Annotated in this window: 13 protein-coding genes; 11 read left to right on the top strand and 2 right to left on the bottom strand. The window is 65.5% G+C overall.

Going from position 1 to position 11909, the window contains the following annotated elements; translation table 11 throughout:
• Positions 1–193, top strand: a 193-nt coding sequence (locus tag A5724_RS34380) for a hypothetical protein (protein ID WP_369830605.1), incomplete at its 5' end; no start/stop codon positions are given.
• 52 nt (positions 194–245) lie between these two features.
• Here the strand turns inward: A5724_RS34380 and A5724_RS05165 are convergent.
• A complete protein-coding gene (locus tag A5724_RS05165; RefSeq protein ID WP_067797299.1) occupies positions 246–860 on the bottom strand; it encodes a hypothetical protein in 615 nt (204 codons plus the stop codon).
• A 172-nt stretch (positions 861–1032) separates the two neighbouring features.
• Between A5724_RS05165 and A5724_RS34375 the strand changes: the two genes are divergently transcribed.
• The 8 genes from A5724_RS34375 (at position 1033) to A5724_RS05130 (ending at position 10424) form a co-directional block, all read left to right on the top strand.
• On the top strand, positions 1033–1122 hold the full coding sequence (locus tag A5724_RS34375) for a potassium-transporting ATPase (RefSeq protein ID WP_232004703.1): 90 nt from the start codon (positions 1033–1035) through the stop codon (positions 1120–1122).
• Positions 1119–1205 (top strand): K(+)-transporting ATPase subunit F, encoded by an 87-nt coding sequence (gene kdpF, locus A5724_RS34885; RefSeq protein ID WP_156752140.1) that lies wholly within the window; start codon positions 1119–1121, stop codon positions 1203–1205. The genes A5724_RS34375 and kdpF overlap by 4 nt, the downstream gene beginning before the upstream one ends.
• Positions 1205–2875 (top strand): potassium-transporting ATPase subunit KdpA, encoded by a 1671-nt coding sequence (gene kdpA, locus A5724_RS05155; protein WP_067797288.1) that lies wholly within the window; start codon positions 1205–1207, stop codon positions 2873–2875. The genes kdpF and kdpA overlap by 1 nt, the downstream gene beginning before the upstream one ends.
• Positions 2875–5013, top strand: a complete 2139-nt coding sequence (gene kdpB, locus A5724_RS05150; RefSeq protein WP_067797285.1) for a potassium-transporting ATPase subunit KdpB — start codon at positions 2875–2877, stop codon at positions 5011–5013. The genes kdpA and kdpB overlap by 1 nt, the downstream gene beginning before the upstream one ends.
• A 2-nt stretch (positions 5014–5015) precedes the next feature.
• Positions 5016–5891 (top strand): potassium-transporting ATPase subunit C, encoded by an 876-nt coding sequence (locus A5724_RS05145; RefSeq protein WP_067797283.1) that lies wholly within the window; start codon positions 5016–5018, stop codon positions 5889–5891.
• Positions 5888–8437 (top strand): sensor histidine kinase KdpD, encoded by a 2550-nt coding sequence (locus tag A5724_RS05140; protein ID WP_232004704.1) that lies wholly within the window; start codon positions 5888–5890, stop codon positions 8435–8437. Before A5724_RS05145 ends, A5724_RS05140 begins: the two co-directional genes overlap by 4 nt.
• Positions 8434–9126: a response regulator gene (locus tag A5724_RS05135; protein ID WP_067797275.1), complete on the top strand. Its 693-nt coding sequence runs from the start codon at positions 8434–8436 to the stop codon at positions 9124–9126. Before A5724_RS05140 ends, A5724_RS05135 begins: the two co-directional genes overlap by 4 nt.
• Before the next feature lie 101 nt (positions 9127–9227).
• Entirely contained in the window at positions 9228–10424 is a 1197-nt protein-coding gene (locus tag A5724_RS05130; RefSeq protein ID WP_067797272.1) for a hypothetical protein, read from the top strand.
• Here A5724_RS05130 and A5724_RS05125 read toward each other — a convergent pair.
• Positions 10421–10705, bottom strand: coding sequence for a DUF732 domain-containing protein (locus tag A5724_RS05125; RefSeq protein WP_156752139.1), 285 nt, complete (start codon positions 10703–10705; stop codon positions 10421–10423). The genes A5724_RS05130 and A5724_RS05125 overlap by 4 nt on opposite strands.
• A 201-nt stretch (positions 10706–10906) precedes the next feature.
• Here A5724_RS05125 and A5724_RS05120 point away from each other — a divergent pair, with 201 nt between their 5' ends.
• Together A5724_RS05120 and A5724_RS05115 are read left to right on the top strand one after the other, a co-directional pair.
• Complete coding sequence (locus tag A5724_RS05120; protein WP_067797269.1) at positions 10907–11401, top strand: MarR family winged helix-turn-helix transcriptional regulator; 495 nt, start codon at positions 10907–10909, stop codon at positions 11399–11401.
• Positions 11398–11787 carry a DUF5313 family protein gene (locus A5724_RS05115; RefSeq protein ID WP_067797264.1) on the top strand — a complete coding sequence of 130 codons (390 nt, stop codon included), beginning with the start codon at positions 11398–11400 and terminating at the stop codon, positions 11785–11787. Before A5724_RS05120 ends, A5724_RS05115 begins: the two co-directional genes overlap by 4 nt.
• Positions 11788–11909: the final 122 nt, after the last annotated feature.

Here is an 11909-nt window from a genome sequence, read left to right as displayed (position 1 = left end):
GCCCGATCCCCCACCCGCCGAACCCGCGCCATCCGACGAGACGACGGCCGCGGAAACAACGACACCCGAGGAACCCACGACCGGGGCATACGACCAATCTGCTGGCACAATCGAAACCCAAACGCCCAGCACCCCGGCGCCAGCGATGAACCCGGCGCTTCGCAACTTCCTCTGCGCCCTTGGGCTCTGCTAGAACTCGTTGTCGCTCGCTACGTGGGCAATTTCACACATGCCCCCACGCGCCGTCATGCCGCGTTCTGGCCCGTGATCGCCAATCCCGGAGTCAGCACCACCAGCGGCCGGGGGAACCGCAACGTCGCGCACGCGTCGTCAACGGATTGTTCGATCTGCATCGACAACTCGGGCAACGCGCGAGACCAATCCCCCTGCGGCACAGTCCGACCGCCACCGAGACCAACGCGCGTCAGCACCATCCGGTGGTGCCTACGCTGATCCATCGTCGTGATCATGTCCCCGACGGCCGCCGGACAGCTGATGAATTCGTGCAGCTGTGAACCGACATCACAATGCAGCCCAACAAGATTGAACCGGTTGCCCGCCATCACCGCGCCGATCGCATGGTCCAGTTCCAGCGAGTCGAACCGGAAACCGCGCGCCGTGCCGTCGGACAGACACACGACAATCTCGTGCCGGCGGTAGTCGACCGCGGACAACGCTTCGATCTGCTTCATCGAACCCACGCGGATCAACCCGATCCCCAACCGGGCCGCCACCCGCAGATCATGTTCGGCCATCCACTCGGCGTCCAGGCTGAGCCGCGACGGGTGGATGCCCGCCGCAATCGCGATCGCGAGATCGTCACCCCGTCGACGATCCGCCGTCCCCCACTCATACGCCATAGCTCTAGCGATCTCTTGACGGGTCCCGATCGAACTTTGATGCCGCCTTGACATGAATCCGTAAAGGAATGCAGGCGGGCCGTCAAGAAACTGTCAAGGGCGGCATCAATGCTCTGAACTGGGCCGATTCTCTATCAGGACGCCGAAATCCGGCGCCCCGTAAACGTTGGAGATGGGCATGTCCTTGCTGATATTCATCGTGCTGACCGTGGCGGTCTTCGCCGTGCTCGGCCTGGTCCAGAAGTTGGTCGAGGACCTGTGAGTCAAAACATCGTTGGCCTGCTCCTCGCGGTTCTGATGGCCGTGTTCCTCTTCGCCGCATTGCTCTTCCCCGAGAGGTTCTAGTGAATAGCACAACAGCGGGACTCCTGTTCCTCGTATCGCTGATCATCGCGCTGGTCGCCGTGCACGTGCCGCTCGGCGACTACATGTACCGGCTCTACACCACCACGAAGGACTCTCGTTCCGAACGCCTCATCTACCGGCTCGTCGGCGTCGACTCGAAGGCCGAGCAAACCTGGGGTTCCTACGCGCGCAGCGTGCTCGCCTTCTCGGCGGTCAGCATCCTGTTCCTGTTCATCCTCCAGTTGGTCCAGGGCATGCTGCCGTTGCACCTCGACAACCCCGGCACCCCGATGACCCCGGCACTGGCGTGGAACACCGCGGTCAGCTTCGTGACCAACACCAACTGGCAGGCATATTCAGGCGAATCCACGCAGGGCCACCTGGTGCAGATGGCCGGCCTCGCCGTACAGAACTTCGTCTCGGCCGCCGTCGGCATGGCCGTCGCCATCGCGTTCGTCCGAGGCCTGGCCCGACGCAACACGGGCGAGCTCGGCAACTTCTGGGTAGACCTGGTCCGCGGTACCATCCGAATCCTGTTGCCGCTCTCCGTCACTGCCGCGATCATCCTGGTCGCCGGCGGCGCGATCCAGAACTTCCACCTGCACGACCAGGTCGTCAACACCCTGGCCGGTGGTCAACAGACCATCACCGGCGGACCGGTCGCCAGCCAGGAAGTGATCAAGGAACTCGGCACCAACGGTGGCGGCTTCTACAACGTGAACTCCGCGCACCCGTTCGAGAACCCGACGTCGTGGACGAACTGGATCGAGATCTTCCTGCTGTCCTGCATCGCGTTCTCGCTGCCGCGCACGTTCGGCCGGATGGTCGAAAGCAAGAAGCAGGGTTACGCGATCGCCGCGGTGATGGGCGTGATCGCCACCATCAGCGTCACCTTCATGCTGTGGTTCCAGATTCAAGCCCACGGCACCGTCCCGACGGCGGTCGGATCGGCGATGGAAGGTATCGAACAACGCTTCGGTGTGCCCGACTCCGCGGTCTTCGCCGACCTCACCACGCTGACATCCACCGGTGCTGTCGACTCGTTCCACGATTCGTACACCAGCCTCGGCGGCATGATCACGTTGTTCAACATGCAACTCGGCGAGGTCGCCCCCGGCGGCGTCGGATCCGGCCTGTACGGCATGCTCGTCCTCGCGATCATGACCGTGTTCGTCGCGGGCCTGATGGTCGGCCGCACGCCGGAGTATCTCGGCAAGAAGATCACGCCACGTGAGATCAAGCTCGCGGCAACGTATTTCCTGATCACTCCGCTGATCGTGCTGACTGGCACGGCCGTCGCGATGGCGATGCCGGGCCAACGGGCAGGCATGCTCAACACCGGTCCGCACGGACTGTCCGAGGTGCTCTACGCGTTCACCTCGGCGGCCAACAACAACGGATCGGCGTTCGCAGGCATCACCGTAAACACCAACTGGTACAACACCGCGTTGGGCCTGGCGATGGTGTTCGGCCGCTTCCTCCCGATCATCTTCGTGCTGGCACTCGCCGGATCCCTCGCCAAGCAGGGCAAGGCGCCGGAGTCCGTCGGCACCCTGCCCACCCATCGACCGCAGTTCGTCGGCATGGTCACCGGCGTGACGCTGATCGTCGTCGCGCTGACCTTCCTGCCGATGCTTGCACTCGGCCCGCTCGCTGAAGGAGTCCACTGATGTCCGTCGCCACCCTCGAACCCACTCGGCCGCAAGCCGATAACCCGAAACGCATGCGGGGCGGCCTGCTCGATCCCAAGATGCTGTGGACGTCGCTGCCCGACGCGCTGCGTAAACTCGACCCACGCACGTTGTGGCGCAATCCGGTCATGTTCATCGTCGAGATCGGCGCCGTGTGGAGCACCATCCTGGCAGTCACCGAACCGTCCTGGTTCGGCTGGCTGACCGTGATATGGCTGTGGCTCACAGTCATTTTCGCCAACCTCGCCGAGGCCGTCGCCGAGGGCCGCGGTAAGGCGCAGGCCGAGTCGCTGCGGAAAACCAAGACCGCGACAATGGCGCGCCGCCTGATCGGCTGGCGGCCGGGCGCCCCCGGACGCGAGGAGGAAGTCGCCGCTCCCCTGCTGCAGCAGGGCGACATCGTGGTCGTGGAAGCGGGCCAGACCATCCCCGGTGACGGTGACGTCGTCGAAGGCATTGCCTCGGTTGACGAATCGGCGATCACCGGCGAATCGGCACCCGTCATCCGCGAATCGGGCGGCGACCGCTCCGCGGTCACCGGCGGCACCACCGTGCTGTCCGACCGCATCGTCGTCAAGATCACGCAGAAGCCCGGCGAGAGCTTCATCGACCGGATGATCGCCCTCGTCGAGGGCGCCAACCGGCAGAAGACACCCAACGAGATCGCGCTCAACATCCTGCTCGCGTCGTTGACGATCATCTTCGTGTTCGCCGTCGCGACCCTTCAGCCGCTGGCGATCTTCTCCAAGGCCAACAACCCCGGCGTGCCGGATTCATTGGCGCTCACCGGTAACGGCATCTCCGGCATCGTGATGGTGTCGCTGTTGGTCTGTCTGATCCCGACCACAATCGGCGCGCTGCTGTCGGCTATCGGCATCGCAGGCATGGACCGCCTCGTGCAACGCAACGTGCTGGCCATGTCCGGCCGCGCCGTCGAGGCCGCCGGTGACGTCAACACGCTGCTGCTCGACAAGACCGGCACCATCACGCTGGGTAACCGTCAGGCCGCCGCGTTCGTTCCGCTGACCGGGGTGACGCCGCAGGAGCTGGCCGACGCCGCCCAACTGTCCAGCCTCGCTGACGAGACGCCTGAGGGGCGCTCCATCGTCGTGTTCGTCAAACAGGAGTACGGGTTGCGTGCCCGCACGCCAGGCGAACTCGACAAGGCGCGGTGGGTCGAGTTCAGCGCGCAGACCCGGATGTCCGGCGTCGACCTCGAGAACGGGTACTCGCTGCGCAAGGGCGCGGCCAGCTCGGTCGCCGAATGGGTGCGCTCCGAAGGCGGCCGAGTGACAACCGAACTGGGCGATATCGTCGACGGTATCTCGGCGGCGGGCGGCACACCGCTGGTCGTCGGCCGGGTCGTCGAAGGAGCCGCGTCGGTGCTCGGCGTCATCCACCTCAAGGATGTCGTCAAACAGGGCATGCGGGAGCGGTTCGACGAGATGCGCCGGATGGGCATCCGCACGGTGATGATCACCGGCGACAACCCGTTGACCGCCAAAGCCATTGCCGACGAGGCCGGTGTCGACGACTTCCTCGCCGAGGCCACGCCCGAGGACAAGATGGCGTTGATCAAGAACGAGCAGGCGGGCGGCAAGCTGGTCGCGATGACCGGTGACGGCACCAACGACGCGCCCGCGCTGGCGCAGGCCGACGTCGGCGTCGCGATGAACACCGGCACGTCGGCGGCCAAAGAGGCCGGCAACATGGTCGATCTCGACTCCGATCCGACCAAGCTGATCGAGATTGTGGAGATCGGCAAGCAACTGCTCATCACGCGCGGTGCGTTGACGACGTTCTCCATCGCCAATGACATCGCCAAGTACTTCGCCATCATCCCGGCGATGTTCGTGGCGCTGTTCCCCGGACTGGACCTGCTCAACATCATGCGGTTGCACAGCCCGCAGTCGGCGATCCTGTCCGCGGTGATCTTCAACGCGATCATCATCGTCGCGCTGATCCCCCTGTCGCTGCGTGGTGTGCGCTACACACCGAGCAGTGCGTCGAAGCTGTTGAGCCGCAACCTCTACATCTACGGGCTGGGCGGCATCATCGCGCCGTTCATCGGGATCAAGCTGATCGACCTCGTCATCCAATTCTTGCCAGGAATGTGAACATGAAAATCTCGAATTCGGCTCGCCAACACTGGGCCGCGCTACGCGCCCTGCTCGTCGTCACGGTCATCGTCGGCCTTGCCTACCCGGTGTTCATCTGGCTGGTCGGCCAGATCCCCGGTCTGCGCGATCAGGCCAACGGTTCGATCGTCGAGGTCAACGGAAGATTGGTGGGCAGCAGCCTCATTGGGCAGTCGTTCACCGACAAGGACGGCAACGCGCTGCCCACGTACTTCCAGAGCAGGCCGTCAACGGCGGGCACCGGCTACGACCCGTTGTCCACCAGCGCCAGCAATCTCGGCCCGGAAAGCGTCGTCGACGCGCCCGACAAGCCGAGCCTGCTGACGCAGGTCTGCACGCGCAGCAAGGCCGTCGGCACGCGGGAAGGCGTCAACGGCGCACGCCCGTTCTGCACCGGCGGCGGCGTGGGTGCGGTGTTGTCGGTGATCGGTCCCCGCGACGCGCAGGGCAACGTCGTGCATCCGACGCGCGTCGTCAGCGTCAACGAACCGTGCGAGACGACAAAGGCGCCCTTTCTCGACACCTACGAAGGCGTGCACGTCGAATGCGCGAAGTCCGGTGAGGACTACAGCATCGGCCAGATCGTGCCCATCCGCGGTGCCGCCTCAGCGGAGCCGCAGGTCCCCGCCGACGCCGTCACCGCCAGCGGCAGCGGCCTGGACCCGGACATTTCGATCGCCTACGCAGATCTGCAGGTGAATCGCGTGGCCCGGGCCCGCGGCATCAGCGCGGACCTGGTCACAGACGTCATCGCGGACAACACCGACGGCCGCTGGCTGGGCTTCCTCGGTGAACCGGCGGTCAACGTGCTGAAGCTCAACATCGAACTGGACCAGAAGTATCCGGCAAAGAGCTGACGAGTCCGGTGGATGATGATCGTGTGAGCACGTCCCGCTACGCCACCAAACGCGGGGAGCTGCGCATTTATCTCGGCGCAGCTCCCGGCGTGGGTAAGACGTACGCGATGCTCGGGGAGGCACACCGTCGGCTCGAGCGCGGCACCGACCTGGTCGCCGCGGTCGTCGAGACCCATGGCCGCAAGAAGACCGCCGACCTGCTCAGTGGTATCGAAACCGTCCCGCCGAAGTACATCGAGTACCGCGGCAAGCTGTTCGGTGAACTCGATGTCGAGGCGGTGCTGCGGCGCCAGCCGCACGTGGTGCTCGTCGACGAGCTCGCGCACACCAACACCCCCGGCAGCAGGAACCCCAAACGCTGGCAGGACGTCGAGGAACTGCTCGACGCGGGCATCACCGTCATCTCGACGGTCAACGTACAGCACCTGGAAAGCCTCAACGACGTCGTCACCCAGATCACCGGCATCGAGCAACAGGAGAAGGTACCCGACGAGGTGGTCCGTTCGGCCGACCAGATCGAGTTGGTGGACATCACCCCGGAAGCGTTGCGGCGCAGGCTCGCTCACGGCAACGTCTACGCCCCCGAACGCGTCGACGCCGCGCTGTCCAACTACTTCAGGCCCGGAAACCTCACGGCACTGCGGGAATTGGCGTTGCTGTGGCTGGCCGATCAGGTCGACGCCGCCCTCGAGAAGTACCGGCAGGAGAACCAGATCACCGACACCTGGGAGGCACGCGAACGCGTCGTCGTGGCCGTCACGGGTGGTCCGGAGTCAGAAACATTGGTGCGCAGGGCGTCTCGAATCGCGTCGAAGTCCAGTGCGGAGCTGATGGTGGTGCACGTCGTCCGCGGTGATGGCCTTTCCGGGGTGTCCGCGCCCCACATGGGCAGGGTCCGGGAACTCGCGATCAGCCTGGGCGCCACACTGCACACCGTCGTCGGCGACGACGTGCCAGGCGCGCTTCTCGATTTCGCCCGCGACGAGAACGCCACCCAGTTGGTGATCGGCACCTCGCGGCGGTCACGGTGGGCCCGCATCTTCGACGAAGGCATCGGCGCCGCAGTGGTGCAACAGTCCGGCAAGATCGACGTGCACATGGTGACCCACGACCAGGCCGTCCGCGGCTCGGTCTGGTCGCGGATGACGCCCCAACAGCACCATGCGATGTCTTGGCTTGCCGCCGTTGTGGTTCCGTCTGCCATCTGCGCGGTGATCGTCTACCTGATCGATCCCTATCTGGGCATCGGAGGCGAAAGCGCGATTTTCTTCGTCGGCGTGCTGATCGTCGCGCTGCTCGGCGGGGTGGCGCCGGCGGCGTTGTCGGCGTTGCTATCTGGGCTGCTGCTGAACTACTTCCTTGTCGCGCCGCGATACACGTTCACCATCGCCGAGCCCGACAGCGCGGTGACCGTGGTGGTGCTGCTGCTCGTCGCCGTAGCGGTCGCAGCGTTGGTCGACGGGGCCGCGAGTCGGGCCCGAGAAGCGCGTCGCGCGTCGCAGGAAGCCGAACTGCTCGCGCTGTTCGCCGGGTCGGTGCTGCGCGGTGCGAATTTGAATGCGCTGCTCGAACGGGTGCGCGAAACCTACTCACAGCGCGCCGTCAGCCTGCTGCGGGAAGGCGCTGGCATCGTCGGATGCGTGGGCACGGACCCCTGCGTGGACGTCGACACCGCTGACACCGCAGTCGAGGTCGGCGACGACGAGTTCTGGCTGCTGATGGCGGGGCGCAAACTGCCCGCCCGCGATCGGCGGGTACTGGGCGCGGTCGCGAAACAGGCCGCCGGCCTAGTCAAGCAAAGGGAGCTGACCGAAGAGGCCGGTCGGGCGGAGGCCCTCGCACAGGCCGACGAACTGCGCCGGTCGCTGCTGTCGGCGGTCAGCCACGATCTGCGCACCCCGCTGGCCGCCGCCAAGGCCGCGGTGTCCAGCCTGCGCAGCAACGACATCGACTTCTCCGCAGAGGACACCGCCGAATTGCTGGCAACCATCGAGGAATCCGTCGACCAGCTCACGGCGTTGGTCGGCAACCTGCTGGATTCGTCGCGGCTGGCGGCCGGTGTGCTGCGGCCCGAACCGCGTCGGGTGTATCTGGAGGAAACGGTCCAGCGGGCGCTGCTCGGAATCAGTAAGGGCGTCACCGGTTTCCGGCGCCAGGGCGTCGACCGAGTCAAGGTCGACGTCAGCGATGCGGTGGTGATGGCGGACAGCGGCCTGCTGGAGCGGGTGCTGGCCAACCTGATCGACAACGCGCTGCGCTACGCGCCGGACAGCCCGGTGCGCGTCACGGCCGGGCAGGTCGGCGAGCGGGTGCTGATCGCGGTCGTCGACGAAGGACCCGGCATCCCGCGTGGCGCCGAAGCCGAGGTGTTCGCGCCGTTCCAGCGACTCGGCGACCACGACACGAGTATCGGTGTCGGACTTGGCATGTCGGTGGCGCGCGGGTTCGTCGAAGCGATGGGCGGCACGATCTCGGTGACCGATACCCCCGGCGGAGGGCTCACCGTCGAGATCGACCTTGCCGCGCCCAAGGACGGCTCGGCATGACACCACAGAAGACCCGGGTACTCGTCATCGACGACGAACCACAGATCCTGCGTGCGTTGCGGATCAACCTGTCGGTGCGCGGGTACGAAGTCACCACCGCCGCGACCGGAGCGGAGGCGCTGCGCTCGGCGGCCGACCACCGGCCCGACGTGATCGTGCTGGACCTCGGCCTGCCCGACATGTCGGGCATCGAAGTGCTCGGCGGCCTGAGGGGTTGGCTCACGGCGCCGGTGATCGTGCTGTCGGCGCGGACGGATTCCGCCGACAAGGTCGAAGCACTCGACGCAGGCGCCGACGACTACGTCACGAAACCCTTTGGGATGGACGAGTTTCTGGCTCGGCTGCGGGCAGCGGTGCGCCGGGGCGCGACGTCCTCCGACACCGACGAACCGGTCATCGAGACGTCGTCGTTCACCGTCGATCTGGCGGCGAAGAAGGTGACGAAGAACGGCGCGGAGGTCCATTTGACGCCCACCGAGTGGGGCATGCTTGAGATGCTGGTGCGCAACCGCGGCAAGCTGGTGGGCCGCGAAGAGTTGCTCAAGGAGGTGTGGGGACCGGCTTATGCGAAGGAGACCCACTACCTGCGGGTGTATCTCGCGCAGTTGCGCCGCAAACTCGAAGACGACCCGTCGCGTCCGGTGCATCTGTTGACCGAGGCGGGTATGGGCTACCGCTTCCAGCAATAGTTTTCCCGTTGCGCGGGAGAGGATGCGCCGGGATTTGAACGATTTCGCGTTCCACGTTCGTTAAGCGGAGTGACCGCGACCTCGACCCAGGGAGTTTTCCGATGTCCGCTGTGCTGCAGAGTTTTCCGTTACAGTCACCGCGAAGCGCCGAACAGGTGCTCGCGCAGGTGAACGGGTTGGTGGATCGGCTGCGTGCGCGCGCGTCGGAGACCGAGACACTTCGCCGCATGCACCCGGACAACCTGCGCGACCTGACCGAGGCCGGCGTCTGCAGACTCTGTATGCCCACGGACCGCGGCGGGTATCAGGCCGACGAGGGCATCGTCGCCGAGGTCCTCGCACAGATTGCCCGCGGCTGCCCGTCCACCGGCTGGATGTGCACGATCATGACGCTGTCCAACATCCTGCCTGCCCTGCTGCCCGAGGAAGCGGCCGACGAGGTGTATGCGACGCCAGACCTGAAGATCGCCGGCGCGCTCGCACCCACCGCCGAGGCCGTACGGGTCGACGGCGGCTACCGCGTCACAGGACGCTGGCTGTGGAACACCGCTGGCGTGCACAGTAATTGGCTGGCGGCGGCCGCCGTCGTACTCGGCGAGGAGGACTCGGGGCCGCGCGCGCTGCTGATACCCACCAAGGAGGTGGATCGCCAGGACAACTGGCGGGCAGCTGGGATGGCCGGAACGGCGACCAACATCGCGACGGTCACCGACGTGTTCGTCCCCGCAGCGCGCAGCATTCCTTTCCAAGACCTTGTAGAGGGCCGCTATCCCGGCCGGCGGTATTCGGGGCTGGTGTATTTCAACCGTCCGTGGGTGATGTGGATCAACGCCGCGAGCGCACCGTCGCTGCTCGGAATCGCCCGAGGAGCGATGGATTGCTTCATGCAGACCCTGCCGACGCGCGGCGCCATCACGCACACCGCATGGCCGAAAGCCGCCGAGGCGCCGCTACTGCATCACCAACTGGCCAAGGCGCAGTTCGACCTCGAAGCCGCCGAAATGTTCACCAGCAGGCTCACCACGTTGTTCCGCGGGGTGCTCCGCAGACCGCCGACAATGCTGGAGCGCGCACAGGCCCGGGCCTACATCGGCCAGATCGCGAGACTCAGCCGGTCGTGCGTCAATCAGCTTTTCGAGGCCAGCAGTAGCTCTCAGGTACTGCTGTCCGCCGACCTTCAGCGGTATTTCCGCGATATCAACGTGCTGCATCAACACGCCGGCATCCAGCCGAACAGCGGCGACGAAGCCTACGGGCGAGTGCTGGCGGGACTGTCCCCCAACAACGAGATCGTCTAGCAGCCGAGGTGGACCACGGCGGCCGAAACGATGTCACCGGCCGCGGGCACCGATACGCCGATCTCCTTCTGCACCTGGAGCGTGGCGTCAGTGGAGTTCATCCCGCCGCGGATGGCGTTGCAGGCGTTGTACCCCGCGGTCAGCAACTGCTGCGGCGTCACATTGTTGTAGGTGGGCACCACCGCGTGCAGAAAGCCTGCGCTGTCCGCGGCCGCGGATGGTGCGAATGCCAGCGACATCGCCGCACCGACGATCACGACCCGAGCAGCTGTCGACCACACTTTGACTCCTAGACATTTGCTTGCAAATACAAAGGCCAGCTTACTGAATTGATATTAACGGCTGCGCCAGTTTCTGGCGGGTCCTCCGTTCGGGGCAGTGACGCATATCTCCTTGGCAACGGGCTAGTTCTGACGAGCGCGGAGGTTAAATATAGTTAGGACACTAACTATTAGGTTCCTAGCTATAGGAAGGAGTGGACCGTGACCAGTGGAGTCGCCGCGCAGGTCGATCCGCTCGCATTGGAGCGCCAAGTGTGTTTCGCGCTCGCCGTCACCAACCGTGCGGTGCTCGCGGTGTACCGGCCGCTGCTCGAACCGCTGGGGCTGACTCATCCGCAGTACCTGGTGATGCTGTCGCTGTGGGACAACGCGAAAGCCGGCGGCGAACCGCTGTCGGTCAAAGACATCGCGCGCGTGCTGCAGATGGATTCGGCGACCCTGTCGCCGATGCTCAAGCGGCTGCAGGCCCAGGGTCTGATCACCCGGTCACGCAGCGAAGTCGATGAGCGCACCACCCACGTCGAGCTGACGCCGAAAGGCCGCGGCTTGCGTAAGCAGGCGCTGAAAGTTCCGCCGGCTGTGGTCGCGCGGTTAGGCGTCGAACTGTCCGAGCTCGAGCACCTCCATCAGGTCCTCACTGGTATCAACACCGCGGCGTTGGCCGCAGGCGCGCTCGATGCGGAGTTGGACCGATGATCCACAGGCCCGACCCAATTCGCTGGATCTGGTACACGTTCGGCGGGACACTCGGACCCCGCTACCGCGAGTGGGTGCTGCGGGATCTCACTTGCCGCACCCGGTGGGAGCGCCAGATGGTGCGGGCGGTCGTGCAGGTGGTGCCGCTCGCCGCCGTGCTGCTGCTCGCGCTGGGGTTCGGATGGATCGCGTGGGTGGGTGTCGGCTGCGGGCTGGTGTTGGCGCTGATCTACTCGGCCGCTTACTTCGACCCTTCGGTTGAGCACCGGCTGGCCAGGCATGGTTATCCGGCAGGCACCGCGCAACGAATCCTCGGCGAACGTGAGAACGCTAAGCATCCGGACCGGATGCACCGCTATCTGCAGAACTACCGCGACACCGCCTGAGGAGTCGGGTGGCGCCGAGCAGACGTAAAACTGCCCTAAAACGCGGGGCGGTTTCCGGGGGTGATTGCAACAGCCATTTAGTTGGAGGTTGTTGTGTATGTGAAGGCGCATCCGTGGGTTGT

It is taken from the genome of Mycobacterium sp. ACS1612 (genome assembly GCF_001667505.1).
GTDB lineage: Bacteria > Actinomycetota > Actinomycetes > Mycobacteriales > Mycobacteriaceae > Mycobacterium.
The sequence above is the reverse complement of the archived record's forward strand: the minus strand, read 5'-3'. Positions and strand labels throughout refer to the sequence as shown.